Origin of the sequence: Pseudomonas californiensis, assembly GCF_021147775.1 — a bacterium.
Taxonomy (GTDB): domain Bacteria; phylum Pseudomonadota; class Gammaproteobacteria; order Pseudomonadales; family Pseudomonadaceae; genus Aquipseudomonas; species Aquipseudomonas californiensis.
The window spans coordinates 20349-40830 of the sequence record NZ_JAGTPK010000020.1; the positions used below are offsets into that span (position 1 = coordinate 20349).

General features: G+C 57.7%; 20 protein-coding genes, 1 tRNA gene and 1 pseudogene. 11 read left to right on the plus strand and 11 right to left on the minus strand.

The window, feature by feature from the left end:
• The 4 genes and pseudogenes from KDX37_RS18955 to KDX37_RS18970 form a co-directional block, all read right to left on the minus strand.
• The gene (locus KDX37_RS18955) at positions 1-369 is read right to left on the minus strand and encodes a response regulator (RefSeq protein WP_024076566.1); all 369 of its coding nucleotides are present in this window, start codon (positions 367-369) and stop codon (positions 1-3) included.
• 10 nt (positions 370-379) lie between these two features.
• Positions 380-1324: pseudogene (locus KDX37_RS18960) on the minus strand (methyl-accepting chemotaxis protein); the annotation flags it as partial.
• A gap of 739 nt (positions 1325-2063) precedes the next feature.
• Positions 2064-2807, minus strand: a complete 744-nt coding sequence (locus KDX37_RS18965) for a YopJ family acetyltransferase (RefSeq protein ID WP_231654241.1) — start codon at positions 2805-2807, stop codon at positions 2064-2066.
• Positions 2794-3120, minus strand: coding sequence for a hypothetical protein (locus KDX37_RS18970; protein WP_231654242.1), 327 nt, complete (start codon positions 3118-3120; stop codon positions 2794-2796). The genes KDX37_RS18965 and KDX37_RS18970 overlap by 14 nt, the downstream gene beginning before the upstream one ends.
• Positions 3121-3707: 587 nt before the next feature.
• On the opposite strand from KDX37_RS18970, the gene KDX37_RS18975 reads away from it, so the two are divergent.
• Both KDX37_RS18975 and nadA read left to right on the plus strand, forming a co-directional pair.
• Positions 3708-4517, plus strand: a complete 810-nt coding sequence (locus tag KDX37_RS18975; protein WP_231654243.1) for a YopT-type cysteine protease domain-containing protein — start codon at positions 3708-3710, stop codon at positions 4515-4517.
• A 375-nt stretch (positions 4518-4892) separates the two neighbouring features.
• Positions 4893-5951, plus strand: a complete 1059-nt coding sequence (gene nadA / locus KDX37_RS18980; RefSeq protein WP_231654244.1) for a quinolinate synthase NadA — start codon at positions 4893-4895, stop codon at positions 5949-5951.
• A gap of 91 nt (positions 5952-6042) precedes the next feature.
• On the opposite strand, the gene KDX37_RS18985 is transcribed toward nadA, so the two are convergent.
• Positions 6043-7476, minus strand: coding sequence for a M48 family metalloprotease (locus KDX37_RS18985; protein WP_231654245.1), 1434 nt, complete (start codon positions 7474-7476; stop codon positions 6043-6045).
• A 140-nt stretch (positions 7477-7616) separates the two neighbouring features.
• Here KDX37_RS18985 and KDX37_RS18990 point away from each other — a divergent pair, with 140 nt between their 5' ends.
• Both KDX37_RS18990 and KDX37_RS18995 read left to right on the plus strand, forming a co-directional pair.
• Positions 7617-7865: a sulfurtransferase TusA family protein gene (locus tag KDX37_RS18990; RefSeq protein ID WP_231654246.1), complete on the plus strand. Its 249-nt coding sequence runs from the start codon at positions 7617-7619 to the stop codon at positions 7863-7865.
• Between the two features lie 37 nt (positions 7866-7902).
• Positions 7903-8973 (plus strand): AI-2E family transporter, encoded by a 1071-nt coding sequence (locus tag KDX37_RS18995; protein ID WP_231654247.1) that lies wholly within the window; start codon positions 7903-7905, stop codon positions 8971-8973.
• A 54-nt stretch (positions 8974-9027) separates the two neighbouring features.
• On the opposite strand, the gene KDX37_RS19000 is transcribed toward KDX37_RS18995, so the two are convergent.
• Both KDX37_RS19000 and KDX37_RS19005 read right to left on the minus strand, forming a co-directional pair.
• Entirely contained in the window at positions 9028-9501 is a 474-nt protein-coding gene (locus tag KDX37_RS19000; RefSeq protein ID WP_231654248.1) for a peroxiredoxin, read from the minus strand.
• Positions 9502-9510: 9 nt separating this feature from the next.
• Positions 9511-10074 (minus strand): glycine cleavage system protein R, encoded by a 564-nt coding sequence (locus KDX37_RS19005; protein ID WP_231654249.1) that lies wholly within the window; start codon positions 10072-10074, stop codon positions 9511-9513.
• A gap of 325 nt (positions 10075-10399) precedes the next feature.
• On the opposite strand from KDX37_RS19005, the gene dapA reads away from it, so the two are divergent.
• From dapA to hepT, 7 genes are all read left to right on the plus strand, one after another.
• Positions 10400-11278 carry a 4-hydroxy-tetrahydrodipicolinate synthase gene (gene dapA, locus KDX37_RS19010; protein ID WP_231654250.1) on the plus strand — a complete coding sequence of 293 codons (879 nt, stop codon included), beginning with the start codon at positions 10400-10402 and terminating at the stop codon, positions 11276-11278.
• Between the two features lie 18 nt (positions 11279-11296).
• Entirely contained in the window at positions 11297-12415 is a 1119-nt protein-coding gene (gene bamC, locus KDX37_RS19015) for an outer membrane protein assembly factor BamC (RefSeq protein ID WP_231654251.1), read from the plus strand.
• On the plus strand, positions 12416-13174 hold the full coding sequence (locus KDX37_RS19020) for an MBL fold metallo-hydrolase (RefSeq protein WP_231654252.1): 759 nt from the start codon (positions 12416-12418) through the stop codon (positions 13172-13174). It abuts the gene before it with no gap.
• Positions 13175-13202: 28 nt separating this feature from the next.
• Positions 13203-13913, plus strand: coding sequence for a phosphoribosylaminoimidazolesuccinocarboxamide synthase (gene purC, locus KDX37_RS19025; protein WP_231654253.1), 711 nt, complete (start codon positions 13203-13205; stop codon positions 13911-13913).
• A gap of 91 nt (positions 13914-14004) precedes the next feature.
• A tRNA-Ser gene (locus tag KDX37_RS19030) sits at positions 14005-14094 on the plus strand.
• Between the two features lie 89 nt (positions 14095-14183).
• Positions 14184-14579: a type VII toxin-antitoxin system MntA family adenylyltransferase antitoxin gene (mntA, locus tag KDX37_RS19035; RefSeq protein ID WP_231654254.1), complete on the plus strand. Its 396-nt coding sequence runs from the start codon at positions 14184-14186 to the stop codon at positions 14577-14579.
• Complete coding sequence (hepT, locus tag KDX37_RS19040) at positions 14569-14988, plus strand: type VII toxin-antitoxin system HepT family RNase toxin (protein ID WP_231654255.1); 420 nt, start codon at positions 14569-14571, stop codon at positions 14986-14988. Before mntA ends, hepT begins: the two co-directional genes overlap by 11 nt.
• A gap of 38 nt (positions 14989-15026) precedes the next feature.
• Here hepT and KDX37_RS19045 read toward each other — a convergent pair whose 3' ends face one another.
• The 4 genes from KDX37_RS19045 to xylA form a co-directional block, all read right to left on the minus strand.
• Positions 15027-16163 (minus strand): sugar ABC transporter permease, encoded by a 1137-nt coding sequence (locus KDX37_RS19045; RefSeq protein ID WP_231654256.1) that lies wholly within the window; start codon positions 16161-16163, stop codon positions 15027-15029.
• Positions 16164-17720, minus strand: a complete 1557-nt coding sequence (gene xylG / locus KDX37_RS19050; RefSeq protein WP_231654257.1) for a D-xylose ABC transporter ATP-binding protein — start codon at positions 17718-17720, stop codon at positions 16164-16166.
• A gap of 129 nt (positions 17721-17849) precedes the next feature.
• Entirely contained in the window at positions 17850-18851 is a 1002-nt protein-coding gene (xylF, locus tag KDX37_RS19055) for a D-xylose ABC transporter substrate-binding protein (protein WP_231654258.1), read from the minus strand.
• Positions 18852-19019: 168 nt separating this feature from the next.
• Entirely contained in the window at positions 19020-20336 is a 1317-nt protein-coding gene (gene xylA / locus KDX37_RS19060) for a xylose isomerase (RefSeq protein WP_231654259.1), read from the minus strand.
• Positions 20337-20482: the final 146 nt, after the last annotated feature.

Genomic DNA, 20482 nt, shown 5'->3' on the forward strand with positions numbered 1-20482 from the left:
TCAGGGCAGGATCAGCTTGGACACTGCCGCGAGCATCTGCGCCGGCTGGAACGGCTTGACCACCCATGCCTTGGCGCCGGCGGCCTGGCCTTCAGCCTTCTTCGATTCCTGGGACTCGGTGGTCAGCATGATGATGGGCGTGAACTTGTAGTTCGCCAGCTTTTTGACCTCCTTTACGAAGGTGATACCGTCCATGTTCGGCATGTTCACGTCGCTGATGATCAAGTGCACTTTTTGCCCGGTGAGCTTGCCCAGCGCATCGCGGCCGTCACAGGCCTCGATAACGTCATAACCGGCGCTTTTCAAGGCGATACCGACCACTTGCCGCACGCTGCTCGAGTCGTCGACCACTAATACATTCTTCGCCATGGTGTGCTCCCTAAAAGAACGTGATGTCTTGAGAATTCTGTGGCGCGACCGCTTTGCCATGGTGGGTGCGGCGTTGCTCGTCGGTGGCGTAGGTGGCCTCCATGCTCGCCAGCCACTGTCGGGCGTCGACGGACGCCGCCTGGTCCGGCGCCTGGCTGGCCTGCACCAGATGGCCGTGCAGGGCGTCCATGTTGTCGCGCACGTGGCTGAGAATCTGGCTGACTCGATCCTGGAATTGCAGGTTGACCAGCACTTCGGTCATCTCGTCGCGAATGCCGTAGCTTTCCTGCTTGAGCAAGTCAGCTGAGTCGGCCAGGCGCCCGGTGATGTTCTGGAAGCGCTCAAGCACCTGCTGGATACTCTGCTCGGATGCGCTTACCGAGTGGCTGTCTTGATCGGCGCTGCTGGACGCCGCCTGCACCAGTTGGGTAATGGCGTTATTGATGATGTCGACCTTGGCCGACATCTGCTTGCCGGTTTCGCTGGATTTGCTCGACAGGCTGCGCACCGCATCAGCCACCACCGCAAAGCCGCGACCCGCTTCGCCGGCACGCGCGGCCTCGATGGCGGCATTGAGCGCCAGCAGGTTGGTTTGCGCGGCAATCGCTGCCACGTCGGCCGCCATGGTGCGCAGCTCGCCGGTATAGGCGGTAAGGCCGCGCACCTGGGAAAGGGTCTGGTCACGGCTCGATTGAGTCGCCTTGAGAGAGTCGATCACCTGGCTCAGCGCACTGTCGCTGCTTGCCAATACCTTGAGTGCGCCGTCGGCGGCCTGGCCATCCAACTCGCCGGCGGCTTGCTGCGAAGCCTGCACGGTGTCCTGCAGTCGCGCGGAAATACCTGTGAAGCGGTTGGCCAGGCTCACGATCGCGTCTTCGGTCTGCTGACGTGAACTTTCCACTTGTTTTGCCCAGATCGGCATGGCGCCCAGCAATACTTCGTCGAGCTGCGCGCGCGAGTGCTTGTGCTGTAGTCCGGCCTGCACTGTTGAGTCAGCTGCCATCGCGATGGCGCGTTGCACCGCATCGTGCTGCGCACGTCCGCTCCAGGCGCAAGCCCCCAGGCCGATCAGCACCAGCACCGCGCAGGCCCCCAGGTTGGCCGCAGCGGCCGACTGCGCGAGTATCCAACCGACGGCAGGGATTACCGGAATGAACGCAAACCAACGAAAACGCGGACCAGTCGAAAGGGCGGTAAGGCTGGATTGACTTTGGGGCATGAGTTCGATCCTTGAACGTTGATGCAAATCTGAGCGACGTAGCAGGGTTATCAGCGTAGCGCGTCACAACTTTAGGCGCCCGATGTGCATTCGGTCGGATTCATGACCGGCGCGTGACTGAATCGTGAGCTGAGAATCGCCTGCTCCTGCCTTTTCCAGGAGCCCCGGGCCATGCCAGAAGAGGTTTGGCGCGGTCAGGGGAGACATCTTTGAAACAGCATGGGGATTAACGTCAGGTATGGAGCGCTGACAGTCATTTGCACTGTCGGCGCCAAGTCTGCATGGCCACCGTCTCGGTCAGACATAACTTGCTGTCTTTTCTGTGATCACAGCGCATGAGCAAGGGCGTGGCTGCTTTTGATTCAAGTTCTCTGTTGTCTTCGTCAGCACTCAATGCTGGCTCGCTGAGCCAGCATTGAGTGACGGTCTGTCCGGGCCTTATAACATCGTTGTCTCAGGTTGGCTGACGCACCTGTTACTGCCCTTGACCGCTTTCGATGGCTTCCCGGATTTTGCGGATGCGCGAAGCTTCGATAGACATGCTGTAGGAAAGGTCACCCCGTTGGACACGGAACGCCTGAACGCGATCTTGCAGTGTTTCGGCCGGACCTCCGCGGTGGGTGCTGACATCCTTGCTCGCCATTGCAGGTTGTTCGCGCAGTACTGTGGCTATGGTGGCCCGAGATTCTGCGTGTTTGTAAAAGACGGCCGGCAATAGCTTTGTTCCGGAGAGGTATTCCGTTCCGTTGATAAATTCTGCATCACCCCTGCGGGTCGAGCACTGGCCGTGGTCATGCAGCCGCTGGTGCAGGTCGTCGAAAAAATCGGATTGATGAAAGGCATTCAAGGCGAAGTCGAAGCAAAACTGTTGGCAACCGATTTTGGATTTTTGCGCCCTTACGTCGATGACTGCCATCGAAACGGTGTTACCGAACTCATGCTTCAGGTCTTCGATGAATTCCTGGTAACCATCCTGGAGCAACGTTTCACCCTTTTTGTCGCGCTTGAATGCTGCGCCGGTCTCCATGACCAGTAGTGACTTGTGGCCACCTGCATGTGTCCTGACATCGATTGCAACGCGATGCGATCCTCGAGAGTGCAGAATGGCGATTGATCGCCAACTGACTTCATCGGTGTCAGCCAATGCGTCTCTGAACTCGCTCGGCGTTCTCGCGTATTGCAGGTTCAAGCCTTGGTATCTGGCGTTATAGGTTTTCACCAGAGTCGCCAGATTCTTCGCAAAGGTTACTGATTTCTCGAGTCGGCTGGCTGTTACCCACCGTGGCAAGCACTCGTTGCGCGTAGTGCGCCAGTTCAGGATTGACGTTGCCCGCCAGCCTGAGAGCGTCGGCCAGCGCCCTGGCTTTGGTGTCGGCTCGTCGCGGCAGGTGCGAGAAGTTTGTTGCTTCAGCGTCGCTCTCTTGGGCGGGCGAATGGGAAGGGGGGGAGGTGGCGGCCTGGTTTTCAGACTGCCCGCTACGGACCGGGTAGTGCAGGTCTAACGTGGATGGCTTGGATATGCATATGCCCATGTTTTGGCCTTCTGTGTGTATAGGCTGTGTATTGCGGTGCAACGATCCAGTGAGAGAAGCCGTCCCTGCAGGGCGCTCATGGTCGAACGACGGGGCCAGACAATTGCTACCCAACGCCCATATCAACTGTGCAGAGGGTGCTCTGATGGGTTCGGACATCAAGGTGGCCAAAGCAATCATCAGTCAGAGCATGATTGACGCGTCGTTCAGATCGTAATTCTGGACGTCGGGAGTGCAAAGCTTTTGCTCTGGTCTGTTCCCCTGCACAAGATCTTTGGCTGAGTGGCAGGCTGATGTGAACGGGTTCCAATGGTCAAGCGGTTGCCACCTCCGGAAGCGTCGACGTAGATCTGCGGATGTCGAGTAACTGTCAACCGGGCCAGAGTATGAAAAGGGGCTGCCTCGCGTGGCGTCGAGTTATCTGGCGACGATCATGGTTCTGGCAACCGCATAGTCGGATCATCCTGATGACGTAACAATACGTCCACGACCCTTGCTCAGAGACCGTGCCGCCCTGTATCAGGTTTCGGGAACTCATCCGCCTCTGCAACCACTCAATGCGCATCTTTTGGATAGAGCGCTGAACGATGACAAACGTCTCTGGACATATCGGTACCTACTCGAGTCTTGCTACAGCCCATGCGGGTTCTTCGGCGTCGGTCGAAAATCAAATGCCGGATCCTGCACAGTTCAGTGACCCTCGGTGGAAAGAACTTCCAACAGCGCTATCGACTATTGCACTGTCGAGATTTGATCAAGATATTTGCACAAACAACCACGGGATAAGTCAACGTGCGATGTGTTTTGGTCTTTCCTTGAGCTGGATTAACATGATCCACGCAGGTAAAGATCATGCTACACCGTACGCATCGGCAGAAAGAATGAGGTTTCTTGGCTCTTTCGAAGGTGTAGTGCATGCCCGTACGCTTCATAACTTTTATCGAACTGAGCATAAGTTTCTGATGGAGGACGCGGCCGCGAATCCCGGTGTATCCAGCGGCGCCATGGCGGGCACCGAAAGCTTATTGCAAACCGCGGAGTTGAAGGGCTTCGCGCTTCGGCCTGTATTGGAGGATACCTCGAATTCAGGCCTTCCCTTTCGAGTGGCGTGCAAGCAGTCCGGCCGGCAACTTGTGGCTGATGATGCTGCCATAGGTTCGTTGTGCGAAGCCATCGTGGATAATCGAAACGGAGTGTTGGTCATTTACAGCGAGGGAATTGCTCACGCGCTGGGGTTTTCTGTATCCGCAGACCGTAAAAGAACGACCTTGTTTGATCCCAATCTTGGAGAGTTTCATACGCACTCAAAAGCGTTGGCGAGTACCATCAAAAATATAGCGTCTGAGGATGGATTGTCTTTTGTAGGTGTTCAAATATTTGCTTCAAAGCGGCGTTGATGTTGAGCGTTTGGCGTTCGGGGGGCACTGAAGAGCCGGATTGCCGAACATTCATAGGTCCGGCTTTCAGTCTGACGATGACGCGCTGATTGGTTTGTGGCGTGAGTCATACACCCTGTGCGATCAATTCTCGTTGCCGGAAGCTGTCGTAAAATCTTCCGTTAAATCAGTTTTTTAGGGGTAGAATCAGGCCGCTTTCGCAAGCGTGGCCGGCCTATTGATCGTGATCTGATTATGTGTCGCTCAACGGTTGTAACGCGATGCTTGCGCAAAGCTGGGACGCCTCATCACCGTGAGGGCTTCCGGCTTTTTTACTGCCTGTCTTTCGGGTGTAAACTTGTTTTTCGCGCTCAGGCGCTTTCAGGTCCCGCGAACATGACCCAAATTTCCGAACGCTTTCTGGTGCAGGCGCACCTGGATGCCAAGCAACCGAAGGCGTTGAGCCCAGAAGAAGAGACGCGCTACCGCGCCGAAATCGCCGCCGAGCTGAAAAAGCAGGACGCCGTTCTGGTGGCCCACTATTACTGTGACCCTGTTATCCAGGCATTGGCCGAAGAGACTGGTGGCTGCGTAGCAGACTCGCTGGAAATGGCGCGTTTCAGCAACAACCATTCGGCCAGCACGGTTCTGGTGGCCGGGGTGCGATTCATGGGAGAGACCGCCAAGATCCTCAATCCGGAAAAGCGCGTGTTCATGCCGACCCTGGAAGCGACCTGCTCGCTGGATGTGGGTTGCCCGGTCGATGAGTTTTCTGCTTTTTGCGATCAACACCCTGAACGCACCGTTGTGGTTTATGCCAATACCTCTGCGGCTGTGAAAGCGCGTGCTGATTGGGTGGTGACCTCAGGCTGTGCGCTGGAGATCGTCGAAAGCCTGATGGACAACGGTGAGAAGATCATCTGGGCGCCGGACAAGCATCTGGGACGCTACATTCAGCGTGAGACCGGTGCTGACATGCTGCTCTGGGACGGTGCCTGCATCGTCCACGAGGAGTTCAAGTCCAAACAGCTGGAAGACATGAAAGCGTTGTATCCCGAGGCGGCCATTCTGGTTCACCCGGAGTCGCCTGAAGCGGTGATCGAGTTGGCTGACGTTGTCGGTTCGACCAGTCAGATGATCGCTGCAGCACAACGGTTGCCCAACAAGATGTTTATCGTGGCGACCGATCGCGGCATTTTTTACAAGATGCAGCAGCTGTGCCCGGACAAGATCTTCATCGAGGCGCCAACGGCCGGTAACGGCGCAGCGTGCCGCAGTTGCGCGCATTGCCCATGGATGGCGATGAACACGCTTGAGCGCACCTTGCAGTGCCTTCGTGACGGTTCCAACGAGATACTGGTTGACCCTGCGCTGATTCCCCACGCTGTGCGTCCTCTGCAGCGCATGCTGGACTTTACTCAGGCTGCTCGCATCAGACAGGCCGGCAACGCCTGACCGCTTCTGGCTGCGAAACAAAAGCCCGACTGAAGAGTCGGGCTTTTGCATTCAGGGGGGCAGGCAGCAGCTCTACGGCATTTGACGAGCATCAGTTCATCATGTCCTTGACCATGCGCTCTTGCTCGATCAGGTCTTTCTGACGGGCATCGATGCGTGAAGCCAGCTGAAAATTGTTGCTGGCGCGGCGTTTTGCAAAATCCAGTTGTTGAATGGCCTGGCGGAAATCACCCACCAGTGCGAAGTATTCAGCACGCGCCTGGTGCAGGCCGACGGTATTGCCGTTCAGGCCACGGGTCTCTGCCACGACGTACCAGATGTCGGGATCATCCGGGCGGCTCTTGAGCAGCGCCTCAAGGCCTTTCTCGGCTTCGGCGGTGCGGTTCTGTTTCAGCAGTACATCGATGCGTACATCATTGAGCGGATAGTTGTTCGGGTACAGTGCAAGCATCCGGTCTACCCGCTGCTGTGCTTCGGCCAGACGGTTGTTGGTGATGTCGAGGTCGATCTGCGTCAGGTTGTAAGTGATGTCGTTCGGTGACTTTTCCAGCAAAGGCTTCAGGCCTTCGCGTGCTTCATTGAGCTGTCCACCCTTGATCTGGGCGATGGCCAGACCGTAGCGCGCAGGCTCCGATTTCGGGTTTTCCACCAGTTGTGCCCGGAAGCGCTTGGCGGCAATGCCCGGTGTTTCTTCGTAAATCAAGGCGACGCGTGCGCGCATCAGTTGATACTGCAGGCTGTCTTCCTTGCCGCCGGGCTTGGCCTGCTCGGCGCGGTTGCGGGTATCGGCAATACGCGATTCGCTGACCGGGTGAGTCAACAAAAACTCGGGTGGCCTGGCGTCGAAGCGGTACTGACGCATCAGGCGCTCGAACATGGTAGGCATGTTGCGCGGGTCATAACCGGCTTTCTCCAGATTCAGGATGCCGATGCGGTCAGCTTCCTGTTCGTTCTGGCGAGAGAAACGACGCTGCTCCTGAATGGCCGCAGCCTGGGAGCCTGCAATGGCGGCGATACCGGCGTCCCCTGCGCCTGCCGCGGCCATGACGATGCCTGCCAGCATCGCCGCCATGACCGGCACTTGCATGCGTTGTTGGGCTTCTATGCCCCGTGCAAAGTGGCGTTGCGACAAGTGAGCCAGTTCGTGCGCGAGCACCGATGCAAATTCGCCTTCAGTCTGTGCATTGAGGAACAGACCGCCGTTGACCCCGATGATCCCGCCGGGTGCGGCGAAAGCGTTGAGCTGAGGGCTGTTGATCAGAATGAATTCGAGGCGACGGTCCTGCACCTGACTGGTTTCGGCGAGACGATAGACCGATGTTTCGACGTAATCCTTGAGCTGCGGGTCCGACAACTGAGACACCTGACCGCGCAGCAAGCCCAGCCACGCACGGCCCAGTCGGTGCTCCTGTTCAGGGGAGACGATCGAGGAGCTGGCGTCGCCAAGAGAGGGCAGGTCATCAGCCATGCTCGGCAAGGCAAACAGGCAGGCGAGCGTGAGCAGTGTGGGACGCAAAAAATTCATGCACGAAGCTCTTGTCAGAAGAGCCTGTACTGTAGCTGGCTAAATGGCGTGCTGACCAGAGTGAGGTATTCTTGCGGGCATGTCTGTGACACCTTTTTTGCCATCCTTTGTAATTCGATGTGTCCGCCTGGAGAGAAACGATGTCTGACGCTGTACGTCCCGAGGTTTGTGATGCCGAACTTGATGCCTCTGGTCTCAACTGCCCTCTACCGCTGCTCAAAGCCAAGATGGAACTCAACCGTCTGGCCAGCGGTGCTGTGCTCAAAGTGGTTGCAACCGACGCCGGATCACAACGTGATTTCCGGACCTTCGCCAGGTTGGCCGGCCATACGCTGGTGCACGAAGAAGTGGATGCGGGCGTTTACAGCTACTGGCTGCGCAAGGCTTGAGCCATCGCCTGCGTTTTTCTCATAAAAAGGATGTTTGATGTTCAATGTGCTTCGCGGTTGGGTGCAGCGGTATTTCTCTGATGAAGAGGCCGTGGTACTGGCGGTCCTGCTGTTTTTGGCGTTCACCATCGTTTTGACTTTAGGCGGAATGCTGGCTCCGGTTCTGGCCGGGCTGGTGCTGGCGTTTCTGATGCAGGGGCTGGTCAGTCTGCTGGAGCGCTTGCGCTTGCCGGAAGTGGCTGCCGTGGGTTTGGTGTTCGCGCTGTTCATCGGCGTCCTGCTGGTGTTCATGCTGGTTCTGGTGCCCTTGCTCTGGCATCAGTTGATCACCTTGTTCAACGAACTTCCGGGCATGCTCGCCAAGTGGCAATCGCTGCTGTTGTTACTGCCGGAACGCTACCCGCATCTGGTTTCCGATGAGCAGGTGCTTCAGGCCATCGAAGTGGCGAGGGGGGAGATTGGCAAGTTCGGCCAACTGGCGCTGACGTTTTCGTTGTCGAGCCTGCCATTGCTGGTCAATTTGATGATCTATCTGGTGCTGGTGCCGATCCTGGTGTTTTTCTTTCTCAAGGATCGCCGAATGATCGGGCGCTGGGCACGCAATTATCTGCCCCGCGAACGTGCCTTGCTCAATCGTGTGGCGGAGGAGATGAACCGTCAGATCGCCAACTACATTCGCGGCAAGGTCATTGAGATTTTCATCTGCGGGGGCGTCACCTACGTGGCGTTCGTTGCGCTGGGGCTCAACTATGCCGCGCTGCTGGCGATGCTGGTCGGTGTGTCGGTGGTGGTGCCTTATGTCGGCGCGGTGGTGGTGACGGTGCCCGTCGCACTGATCGGTCTGTTTCAGTGGGGCTGGGGCGATCAGTTCATCTACCTGATGATGGTGCACGGCATCATTCAGGCGCTGGACGGCAACGTACTGGTGCCCTTGCTGTTTTCGGAGGCGGTCAATCTGCATCCGGTCGCGATCATCTGCGCGGTGCTGTTGTTTGGCGGCCTGTGGGGCTTCTGGGGGATATTCTTCGCGATTCCGCTGGCAACCCTGTTCAAGGCTGTACTTGATGCCTGGCCGCGTAATGAGCCCACAGTAGCGCCATTACTTTAGTAAAGATCAGCGAGCCGCTGCGACAGGTTGCGCGTCGCAGCGATCGTTGTGCGATCAAGCCTTGTTCAGTGCTTCTGCCTGAGCCAGGACTTCGGCCACATGGCCCGGGACTTTCACGCCACGCCATTCCTTGCGCAATACGCCGTCCTTGTCGATCAGGAAGGTACTGCGATCGACACCCAGGTATTCCTTGCCGTACAGCTTCTTGAGCTTGATGACGTCGAACAGCTGGCAGACCGCTTCGTCCTTGTCCGAAATCAGCTCGAACGGGAACGACTGCTTGGCCTTGAAGTTTTCATGCGTCTTCAGGCTGTCGCGGGAAACGCCCAGCACCACGGTATTGGCCGCCTGGAACTGCGCGATATGGTCGCGAAAGTCCTGGCCCTGTGTCGTGCAGCCTGGGGTGTTGTCCTTAGGGTAGAAATAAATCACCACCTGCTGGCCCTTGAGCCCTGACAGGCTGACAGTCTGTCCGCTGGTGGCGGGTGCCTGAAAATCGGGTACGGATTGATCTACTTCAACGGCCATGAGAATTCCTTACATCGGGGCTTGTGGGCGCCAGGGTTCGATCAGCGCGTCCAGATTCAATGCGTCGGCGAAATCAAGAAACTGATCACGCAGCCAGCTGATTTGAGTACCGGCAGGCAGGGTCACGGTAAATGTGGCGTTCAGCATCGTGCCGCCAGTCTGTGGCGCCTGATAGGTATCGCAGATCAGGTTTTCCAGCTCAACGTTATGATCAATGAAGAACTGGCACAGTTCATTGATGATGTCCGGCCGATAAGCCGAACTGACGTAGGCCACGTATGGCAGGGCTTCAGGGCGACTTTCAAGGGTCGCACTGCGCACGACACTGATCGTGAACGCGTGCTTCTTGGCAAGGCCCTGCAGCCCGGTTTCAAAGCGGGCAAGGGCGTCCCAGCTGCCGGAAACCTGAAGGATCAACGCGCTGCACTCGCCATGGCGGGTGAGACGCGAGGTCACTACCGCGCATCGGTTTTCATGGCTGGCGCGACACAGGACGTTGGTCAGCTCCATGGGATTTGCGCCAAGGGCACTGATGACAAGGAATTGTTCGCGAACTGTGGGGGTGGACGACATGCAGCATTCCTAGACGATGAGCGGTCGGTACATTTTCGGTCTTGCGGGGCTTTTTCGACAAACGGGAGTGCGGGTTATCGTCTTGAGGCCCGGCGCGCCTGGCTTGCATGGCATTGCCATGGCTGGGCTCGAGTGCGCTGGGACAAGGCTTCCGGCGACAAATTCGACCGATTGAACGAGGTGCGCAGGTGACCAGTACCGATCAAAGGACGAAGGGTAGCGAAAACCATCGCTCAGGGGAATGCTCAGAGCGCGGTACTTCGCTTGTACAAGGCTGATGGCGCCAGTACCATTACCGCTCTCTTTTTCCGGCAGGAGCGGTTGCATGATTGCGGGCAGTATGGTGGCACTGGTCACACCCATGGATGCACAAGGTCGTCTGGACTGGGACAGCCTGAGCAAACTGGTGGACTTCCACTTGCAAGAGGGCACCAACGCCATTGTTGCCGTCGGCACTACAGGTGAGTCTGCGACGCTTGATGTAAATGAGCACATCGAAGTCATTCGTCGCGTAGTCGATCAGGTGGCGGGACGCATTCCTGTCATCGCGGGCACGGGTGCCAATTCGACGCGCGAAGCCGTTGAGCTGACAACCAACGCCAAGACCGCCGGCGCTGATGCTTGTCTGCTGGTCACGCCTTACTACAACAAGCCGACGCAGGAAGGGCTGTTTCAGCACTTCAGCCATATCGCCAATGCGGTCGATATCCCACAGATTCTCTACAACGTGCCCGGCCGTACTGCCTGTGACATGTTGCCTGAGACGGTTGCGCGCCTGTCGGTTGTGAAAAATATCATCGGTATCAAGGAAGCCACTGGTAATCTGCAGCGCGCCAAGGACATCCTGGCCAGCGTCAGCAGCGACTTCCTGCTGTATTCGGGCGACGACGCCACGGCGGTCGAATTGATGCTGCTGGGTGGCAAGGGCAACATCTCTGTGACGGCCAACGTTGCACCGCGCGCCATGAGCGATCTGTGTGCCGCTGCCATGCGCGGCGATGCCGACATTGCGCGAGCCATTCACGACGCACTGATGCCGCTCAACAACACACTGTTTATCGAATCCAACCCTATCCCCGTGAAGTGGGCTTTGCATGAAATGGGTCTGATGCCGGACGGTATCCGTCTGCCGCTCACCTGGCTCAGTGAAGCCTGCCACGAACCGCTGCGTCAGGCCATGCGCCAGTCCGGCGTCCTGGTTTAATTGAGGAAGCATTACGCAATGAAGCGATTGGCCGGACTTTCCGCACTTGCTCTGATTATCTCCAGCACCAGCGGTTGCGGTTGGCTATGGGGTGAAGATGGCTACTTCCGCGACCGCGGCAGTGACTACCTCCATGCCACCCAGACCCCGCCGATGCAGTTGCCTGCCGACGTTTCCGGCGTCAAGCGTCTGGATCCACTGTTGCCGATCCCGCGCAACGTTGCTGAAAGCGCGCAAAAGGACGGGGAATACATCGTCCCGCGTCCATTGCCTTTGGCAGCGACCTCCGAGTCCAGTGACTACAGCCTGCAAAAAAGCGGTGACGCTCGGTGGATTCTGGCTCAGCGCCAACCCGCCGAAGTATGGCCAGTGGCGCATCAGTACTTCGAAGACAACGGCTTTCGCATCGCTGAAGAGCGTCCGCAGACTGGCGAATTCAGCTCTTCATGGCAGCGCCTGGACGAACTGTCCGCATCAGTGGCCAAGCGTCTGAGCGCCAGTGGCGTAGCGGCCGACTCGGAAACCCGCGTACGGGTGCGTATCGAGCCGGGCGTGCAGCGCAACACCAGTGAGGTTTACGTTGTCAGCATCGAGCGTCCGGCTGGCAGCACTGCCGATGTCGCGTTCCCTGCTCGCACCACCAATCTGGGTCTGGATGCTGCGCTGACCGATGATCTACTGGCCAGCATGAGCCGTAACGCCGAGAAGGGTGGTGCTGTCTCGCTGCTGGCGGCGCGTGATTACGACACCCCAAGCCGTGTTGCGTTGAGCGAAGACGGCAGCGGCAACCCGGTATTGAACCTGGGTGCCGATCTGGACCGTGCATGGTCGAGCGTTGGCCGCGCATTGGATCAAGGCGGCTGGCGTGTTGAAGACATCAACCGCAGCCTGGGCCTCTACTACATCAACCTTGCCGAGAAAGCGAAAAAGCCTGACGAGCAGCGTGGCATCTTCAGCCGCATGTTCGGCAGCGATTCCAGCAAGGAAGAAATCGACGCCCGCGCCGAACGTTATCAAGTACGTTTGAGCAAGGTGGGTGACAACGTTCAAGTGACTGTCGAGAAGAACATCAATACCGTTGCGCCTGCAGACATCGCTCGCCGCGTATTGAGCGTTATTCAAGACAACCTGGGTTAAGTGCGTTTCGCGGTTCTGGGCAGTGGCAGCCGTGGCAACGGCACGCTGGTCGCAAGCAACGATACGTACGTGCTGGTCGATTGCGGTTTCTCCCTGCGGGAAACCGAACGGCGTCTGGCACGCCTCGGTGTAGGCGCCGAGCAACTGAGTGCGATTCTGGTGACCCACGAACATGCTGATCATGTGCATGGCGTGGGTTTGCTGTCTCGGCGCTACAATCTGCCGGTTTACCTCAGTGGTGGCACCTTGCGCGGGATGCGCAAGCCTGTGGAGGTCACAGGGTTGCTCGCGGGCGGGGAACAGTTGCAAGTCGGGGCGTTGAACATCGATGTGGTGTCTGTCGCCCACGATGCGCTTGAACCCACGCAGTTCGTGTTCAATGACGGTCGCCGCCGGTTCGGCCTGCTGACCGATCTTGGCTCTTACTGTCCGAACGTGCTGGAGCGTTATCAAGGCCTCGACGCATTGATGATCGAAGCCAATCACTGTCGCGATATGCTTGCCCGAGGTCATTATCCGGTTTTCCTCAAGCAGCGCGTCGGTTGTGAAACGGGACATTTGAACAACCATCAGGCTGCCAACCTGGTGAGCGAGCTGGGATGGCAGAGCCTGCAACATCTGGTTCTGGCTCATCTGAGCAGCAAGAACAACCTGCCGCATCTGGCCCGGCAATGTTTTGTCGACACCCTCGGGTGCGACCCGGACTGGCTGCAATTGGCCGATCAAGATTCAGGGCTCGACTGGCGACATATCGCCTAGCCCAACTACTTAGCAAGCGGAGCCCATCATGGAAAAACGTGAAGAACTCTACCGCGGCAAAGCCAAATCGGTTTTCAAGACCGACGACGCTGACCGCTTGATCCTGCTGTTCCGTAACGACACTTCGGCGTTCGACGGCAAGCGTATCGAACAACTCGACCGTAAAGGTATGGTGAACAACAAGTTCAACGCCTTCATCATGCAGAAACTCGAAGAGGCGGGCGTTCCGACCCAATTCGACAAACTGCTGGGCGATAACGAGTGCCTGGTCAAGAAACTGGACATGATCCCCGTCGAGTGCGTCGTGCGTAACTACGCCGCCGGCAGCCTGGTCAAGCGTCTGGGCATTGAAGAGGGCACAAAGCTCAATCCGTACACCTTCGAACTGTTCCTCAAGGACGACGCCAAGGGCGACCCATTCATCAACGAATCCCACGTCGTGGCCTTTGGTTGGGGCACCGCCGAGCAACTGGTTCGCATGAAAGAACTGTCGCTCAAGGTCAACGAAGTCCTGAGCAAGCTGTTCGATGACGCAGGCCTGCTGCTGGTCGACTTCAAACTCGAGTTTGGCGTATCGCATGGCGAGATCATCCTGGGCGACGAATTCAGCCCTGATGGCTGCCGTCTGTGGGACAAGGACACTCGCAAGAAGATGGACAAGGACCGCTTCCGCCAGGGTCTGGGCGACGTTATCGAAGCTTACGAAGAAGTCGCAAACCGTCTGGGCGTGCCGCTCTAACCCGGAAAAACGCGCAAGCGCTTGAAAGCACGAAAAAAAACAGCGTAGGGGCTTCGCCTTACGCGCCGATGCTGTTATGATTCGCGCCGTTGGAGAGATGCCAGAGTGGCCGAATGGGACGGATTCGAAATCCGTTGTACTGGCGACAGTACCTAGGGTTCGAATCCCTATCTCTCCGCCATATACTTAAAGCCCCGGAAGCAATCCTTCTGGGGCTTTTTTGTTTGAGGTCTGTTACGGTCTGTCAACACTACGCCGGAGAGGTTGCAGATGGATTTCCAGCCCATACTGACGCACTTGAGCACTCGGTTGCCTCACTTGCTGGGAGTTTACCTGTTTGGTAGCCAAGCCAGTGGTCATGCCACCTCAGCAAGCGATCTGGACATCGCGGTGCTGGTGGACGGCACATTGAAGCCGCTTGAGCTTTGGCGCCTGGCTGGAGAGATTGCAGACATCGCGGGCCTCTCTGTTGATCTGGTAGACCTGCGGGCAGCGTCCACCGTCATGCAGTATCAGATAATTACCCGAGGCCGTCGTCTTTGGACCAAAAATGAAGTGGCGGGCATATTCGAGGCATTTGTGCTCAGCGAAAAGACTTCACTGGACTCGGCGAGAGCGGGTCTGATCGAAGACATTCAACGCGAAGGTATTATTCATGGTCGATGACGTGCTGATCAACAAGGCAGCCTCCATCGAGCGCTGTGTTGCCCGTGCGCGAGAGGAATACGAGAAAGGTCCTGAAACGTTCGAGGCCGATTTCACACGACAGGATGCCGCTATCCTCAACATCCAGCGCGCCTGTGAAGCGGCGCTCGACATGGGTCAGCACTTGATTCGGCGTGAAAGGCTTGGCGTTCCTCAAAGCGCGCGCGATGTTTTTGAATTGCTTCATCGCGGTGGCTGGCTTGAGACGTCATTGGTGCCTGTTCTGAAAAATATGGTGGGGTTTCGGAACATAGCCGTGCATGAATACCAGACGCTGCAGTTGCCGATCACCGTAGCGATCATCACGCAGCATCTGGACGATTTCGTTTTATACAGCTCGGCAATCCTGCGTAAGGACTCCACTGCCTGAACGCCCGAGTTTGAGATCCGCCCCTAAGACCTCACTCCTCACCGTCGCCCCGTCCGCGTGCTCACATCGACCCATACCGCCAGTACCAGAATGCTGCCCTTGACGATCATCTGCCAGTAGCTGTCGACATCAAGCATGGACATGCCGTTGTCGAGGCTGGTGATGACCAGTGCACCGAGCAGGGCGCCGTAGACGGTGCCTGAGCCGCCGCGCATGGAAGTACCACCGATGAAGCAGGCGGCGATGGCGTCGAGTTCGCCCATGTTGCCCGCCGACGGCGAGCCTGCAGCCAGGCGTGCAGTGTTGACCATCCCGGCGAGGGCGCACATGACGCCCATGATGCCGAAGATCCACAATTTGACGGCCTGCACATTGATGCCGGACAGACGTGTAGCCTCCATGTTACTGCCCACCGAGTAGACGCGGCGCCCGAACACGGTCTGGCTGGTCACATAGCTGAACACACCGAGCAGAACCAACAGAAGCAGCACCGGAACCGGTATGCCGTCGTAGCTGTTGAGGGTGTAGACGAAACCGGCCAGCACCGCGCCGATCAATACGACGCGCGTCAGGTCGCGAACCGGCGAGTGCGCGGTCAGGTCATGCAAGGCTCGATTGCGGCGCTGGCGCCAGGTCAGGAAAAGCGTCAGGGCGAACAGCAAGATGCCCAGGCCTGTTCCCACTGAGTGCGGCAGGTATCCCTGGCCGATATACACCAACTCAGGCGATACCGGCGCGATGGTGGTGCCGCCGGTAATGCCCAGCAGAATGCCGCGAAACGCCAGCATGCCCCCCAGGCCGACGATGAACGAAGGAATACGCAGGTAGGCGGTCATGTAACCGTTGGCCAGCCCGATCATCAGCCCGCAGAGCATCACGATGCTCAGATTGGCCAGCAGCGGGATGTGATAGATCACATCGAGAATCGCCGCCAGGCCGCCCAGCAGACCCAGTAATGAACCCACTGAAAGGTCGATTTCACCACTGATGATCACCAGCACCATGCCGCAGGCGAGGATCCCGGTGATCGACATCTGCCGCAGCAGGTTGGAGAGGTTGCGCGGGGTCAGAAACCCGCCGTCGGTCTGCCAGCTGAAAAACAGCCAGATGATCGCTATGGCAATCACCAGCGCGAGCATTTTGTAGCGGGAGAAGAGCTGTTTGACCTGATTCATCTACGCGGTCTTCCGATCATTATTGTTATGGCTGTCGGGCTGGCTGAGTGCAGCGGCGAGCACTTGTTCCTGAGTCAGGTCATGGTTGATGAAGTCCCCACGCAGTTGGCCTTCACCAATCACCAGAACGCGGTCGGAGACGCCGAGCACTTCAGCCAGCTCCGAGGACACCATGATGATCGAAACGCCCTCGGCTGCCAGGGCACCCATCAGCTTGTAGATCTCGTATTTGGCACCCACGTCGACGCCGCGTGTGGGCTCGTCGAGTATCAACACCCGTGGTTTGGTGAGCAGCATCTTGGCCAGCACAGCCTTTTGCTGATTGCCGCCCGAGAGGCTGGTAATCGGCAGGGACGGGCTGGCGGTCTTGAGGTGCATGCGCGAGATTTCTCTGTCGATGCTGCCCAGTTCGGCTTCGGCGTCGATGCGGGTCATTTTTGCGTAGTTGTCCAACACGGCGAGGGTGATGTTCTGGCCAACCCCCAGATCCGGAATGATGCCTTGGCGCTTGCGGTCTTCAGGCACCATGCACAGGCCGGCGCGGATCGACTTGAGCGGCGTGCGGGTGTCGATCTTTTCACCGTTCAGCCACACCTCACCTTCGTAGCGGCCGGGGTAGGCGCCGAACAATGCGGATACAAGTTCAGTACGTCCGGCACCGACCAGCCCGGCAATGCCCAGAATTTCGCCACGCTTGAGAGTGAACGAAATATTGTCGACCCGTTTGCGCCTTGGGTTATCGACGTCGTAACAGGTCACGTTGCGTGCTTCGAAGATCACCTCGCCAACCTCGTGCGGCTCGGTGGGATAAAGATTGCTCATCTCCCGACCGACCATTTGCGTGATGATTTTGGGGATGTCCATGTCGGCCATGGCGGTGGTCGCGATGTGCTTGCCGTCGCGGATCACCGAGATGGTGTCGCACACGGCGGCCACTTCGTCGAGCTTGTGGGATATGTATACACAGGCCACGCCCTTGGCCTTGAGATCACGGATGATGTCCAGCAGGACTTCGATTTCCGAGCGGGTCAGGGCCGAGGAAGGCTCGTCAAGAATCAGCAGTCGTGCCTGCTTGTTCAACGCCTTGGCGATTTCCACCAGTTGCTGGTGACCGCCGCCGTACTGCGAAACCGGCAGCGCCACGTTCATGTCAGGCACCTTCAGCTCACGCATGAGCGCTTCGGCACGGTGGATCATGGCCGGGTAGTTCATGCGTCCGCCGCGCAGCGTCAGCTCATGACCCATGAAGATATTTTCAGCCACCGACAGGTCAGGAACCAGCGTCAGTTCCTGGTGAATGATGACGATGCCAGCGGCTTCTGTTTCGCTGATCGATTGCGCCTTGAGCGGCTGTCCGTCCCAGAGGATTTCGCCGTCCCAGGTGCCGTAAGGATAGACCGCCGACAGAACCTTCATCAGCGTGGATTTGCCGGCACCGTTTTCGCCGCACAGACCAACGCATTCGCCTGCCTTGACCTTGATGTCGATGCCATTCAGCGCTTTGACACCGTTGAAGGTTTTGACAATGCCGTTCATTTGCAACAGGTAATCGGACATGACAGTTACTCACGCATACGCAACGGGTGAGGGTGGCAGCGCTTGCTGCCGGAGACCTGCATAACCGGGGTGTGCCGGTTCTGCAGGTTTGTCCTCAGGTTTTCAATCGAGTCGGTGAGGCTCGATCAGTCACTGCCCGGCGATCTGCGCTTTGGTGTAGAACCCGTCCTTCTCCAGCAAATCGATGTTGTCCTTGGTCAGCGGAGTGGGTGTGAGCAGGATGGTGTCTACTTTCTTGCTGCCGTTGTCGTACTGGGAGCTGTAGGTCGGCTTCTCATTACGCGCCAGTTGCACCGAGAGTTTGGCGGCTTCGGACGCGATCAGTTTGAGGGGCTTGTAGACCGTCATGGTCTGCGTACCGTCGATCACCCTTTTGACTGCCGCAAGGTCTGCATCCTGGCCTGAGATTGGCACTTTGCCTGCCAGCTTCTGCGCGGCCAAGGCCTGGATGGCGCCACCGGCCGTGGCATCGTTCGAGGCGACGATGCCGTCGATCTTGTTGCTGTTACGGGTCAGGGCATTCTCGACGATGCTCAGGGCTTCGGTGGGGTTCCATTCTTTGACCCACTGCTGGCCGACAATCTTGATGTCGCCTTTGTCGATAGCCGGCTGCAGTACCTTCATCTGACCTTCGCGCAACACTTTGGCGTTGTTGTCGGTAGGCGCGCCGCCGAGCAGGAAGTAATTGCCCTTTGGCGCTGCTTTCAGCACGCCGCTGGCCTGCATCTCGCCAACCTTCTCGTTATCGAAGGAGATGTAGGCATCAATGTCGGCGTTGAGGATCAGGCGGTCATAGGAAACCACTTTGATCCCGGCTTTCTTGGCCTCTGCAATGGCGTTGGTCAGAACCGTGGCGTTGAACGGCACGATGACGATCACATCGACGCCGCGTGAGATGAGGTTTTCGATCTGCGAAATCTGCTTCTGCTCGTTGGCATCCGCCGATTGCACAAAGACTTTGGCATCGAGTTTTTCTGCGGCCGCGACGAAATAATCCCGATCGCGTGACCAGCGCTCCAGGCGCAGGTCATCGATTGAAAAACCGATCTTCGGGTGAGCAGGATCAGCCATGGCGGGAAGCGAAAGCAGGGCCAGAGCGGTGGCGAGCAAGGTGCGTTTTACGTTTTTCATTGTGGTGCGTCCTTTTATTGTTTTTTGAAAGACACTGCCTGACGAAACATGTGGAGCCGGTAGAACTGTAGAGACTTGAAAGGCGCTGCGAGCAGAGATTTGTCGCGAGAATGTAACCGCGTCGCAGCGCTATCCAGTTCATGCAGTCGGAGTGGTAACGGACTCGTTTCAGGTATAGATAAACCGGTTGACGACGTTTTCCAGCATCTCCTGACGGCCGCTGACCGCTTGTGGGTTGAGTTCATCATCAAAGGCTTTTTGTGCCAGCGATTCCAGGCTGAACTCACCGGCGAGCACGGCCTGACCGAATGGCTGCTGCCAACCCGCGTAACGCTGGTCCTTGAACTGCTGAAGCGTGTCGTTCTGCACCATGGCCGCTGCACGTTCCAGTGACAGGGCGAGGACATCCATGGCGGCGACATGGCCGTGGAACAGATCGGCATCGTCCAGGCTCTGGCGACGAACCTTGGAATCGAAGTTGAAGCCGCCATTGCCGAAACCGCCGGCCTTGAGGATTTCGTAGGTGGCCAGGGTCATTTCTTCAACGCTGTTGGGAAACTGGTCAGTGTCCCAGCCGTTCTGCGGATCGCCGCGGTTGGCGTCGATGCTGCCAAAGATTCCCAGCGATACGGCGGTGGCAATTTCGTGGTGGAAGCTATGCCCGGCGAGGGTGGCATGGTTCGCCTCGATATTGACCTTGATCTCCTTCTCAAGCCCGTACTGTTGCAGAAAACCAAAAACGGTAGCGCTGTCGTAGTCGTACTGGTGCTTGGTCGGTTCCTGCGGTTTGGGTTCGATCAGCAGATCACCTTGGAACCCGATCTTGTGTTTATGCTCGACCACCATGCGCATGAAACGGCCCAGCTGTTCGCGTTCGTGTTTCAGGTCGGTGTTGAGCAGCGTTTCATAACCTTCACGACCGCCCCACAGCACATAGTTCGAACCTTTGAGGCGTAACGTGGCGTTCATGGCACTGAACACCTGCGCAGCGGCATAGGCAAACACTTCAGGGTCTGGGTTACTGGCAGCACCGGCCGCGAAACGGGGGTTGCTGAAGCAGTTGGCAGTGCCCCACAGCAGTTTGATCCCGGTCTGTTCCTGATGGCGCTCCAGGTGGTCGACCATCTGCGCAAAATGATTGCGGTACTCTTTGAGCGAGCTGCCTTCGGGCGCGACATCGGTGTCGTGAAAGCAGTAGTAATCGATGCCCAGTTTGGAGAAGAACTCGAAAGCCGCTTCGGCCTTGCCGATGGCCTGTTCCATGGGGGCCGCCGCGCGGTGCCATGGGCGCTTGAACGTGCCAGCGCCAAACACATCGGAACCTGGCCAGACAAAGGTATGCCAGTAGCAGGCCGCCATGCGCAAGTGTTCGCGCATGGGCTTGCCGAGGACCAGCTTGTCGGCGTCGTAGTGGCGGAAGGCGAGGGGTGAGTCGCTGGACGGGCCTTCGTAAAGAATCTTGTCGACGGTTGGGAAGTACGACACGGGCGATTTCCTTATTGTTCTTGGCGGTGTCCTGATACTAGCAATCACCTCTTGGCCCCTGATTATGAAAATCACCAACACCTGGTTCGATTTTGAGTATTGAGATCCGGCGTTTACGGGCATAGCCTGTGTCGATAAACGCTGCG

What these genes read in the sequence shown, in the direction of transcription:
- KDX37_RS18955 (WP_024076566.1), bottom strand. Translation starts at nt 369, where the DNA reads ATGGCGAAGAATGTATTAGTGGTCGACGACTCGAGCAGCGTGCGGCAA.
- KDX37_RS18970 (WP_231654242.1), bottom strand. Translation starts at nt 3,120, where the DNA reads ATGGGCATATGCATATCCAAGCCATCCACGTTAGACCTGCACTACCCG.
- KDX37_RS18975 (WP_231654243.1), top strand. Translation starts at nt 3,708, where the DNA reads ATGACAAACGTCTCTGGACATATCGGTACCTACTCGAGTCTTGCTACA.
- nadA (WP_231654244.1), top strand. Translation starts at nt 4,893, where the DNA reads ATGACCCAAATTTCCGAACGCTTTCTGGTGCAGGCGCACCTGGATGCC.
- KDX37_RS18985 (WP_231654245.1), bottom strand. Translation starts at nt 7,476, where the DNA reads ATGAATTTTTTGCGTCCCACACTGCTCACGCTCGCCTGCCTGTTTGCC.
- KDX37_RS18990 (WP_231654246.1), top strand. Translation starts at nt 7,617, where the DNA reads ATGTCTGACGCTGTACGTCCCGAGGTTTGTGATGCCGAACTTGATGCC.
- KDX37_RS18995 (WP_231654247.1), top strand. Translation starts at nt 7,903, where the DNA reads ATGTTCAATGTGCTTCGCGGTTGGGTGCAGCGGTATTTCTCTGATGAA.
- KDX37_RS19000 (WP_231654248.1), bottom strand. Translation starts at nt 9,501, where the DNA reads ATGGCCGTTGAAGTAGATCAATCCGTACCCGATTTTCAGGCACCCGCC.
- KDX37_RS19005 (WP_231654249.1), bottom strand. Translation starts at nt 10,074, where the DNA reads ATGTCGTCCACCCCCACAGTTCGCGAACAATTCCTTGTCATCAGTGCC.
- dapA (WP_231654250.1), top strand. Translation starts at nt 10,400, where the DNA reads ATGATTGCGGGCAGTATGGTGGCACTGGTCACACCCATGGATGCACAA.
- bamC (WP_231654251.1), top strand. Translation starts at nt 11,297, where the DNA reads ATGAAGCGATTGGCCGGACTTTCCGCACTTGCTCTGATTATCTCCAGC.
- purC (WP_231654253.1), top strand. Translation starts at nt 13,203, where the DNA reads ATGGAAAAACGTGAAGAACTCTACCGCGGCAAAGCCAAATCGGTTTTC.
- mntA (WP_231654254.1), top strand. Translation starts at nt 14,184, where the DNA reads ATGGATTTCCAGCCCATACTGACGCACTTGAGCACTCGGTTGCCTCAC.
- hepT (WP_231654255.1), top strand. Translation starts at nt 14,569, where the DNA reads ATGGTCGATGACGTGCTGATCAACAAGGCAGCCTCCATCGAGCGCTGT.
- KDX37_RS19045 (WP_231654256.1), bottom strand. Translation starts at nt 16,163, where the DNA reads ATGAATCAGGTCAAACAGCTCTTCTCCCGCTACAAAATGCTCGCGCTG.
- xylG (WP_231654257.1), bottom strand. Translation starts at nt 17,720, where the DNA reads ATGTCCGATTACCTGTTGCAAATGAACGGCATTGTCAAAACCTTCAAC.
- xylF (WP_231654258.1), bottom strand. Translation starts at nt 18,851, where the DNA reads ATGAAAAACGTAAAACGCACCTTGCTCGCCACCGCTCTGGCCCTGCTT.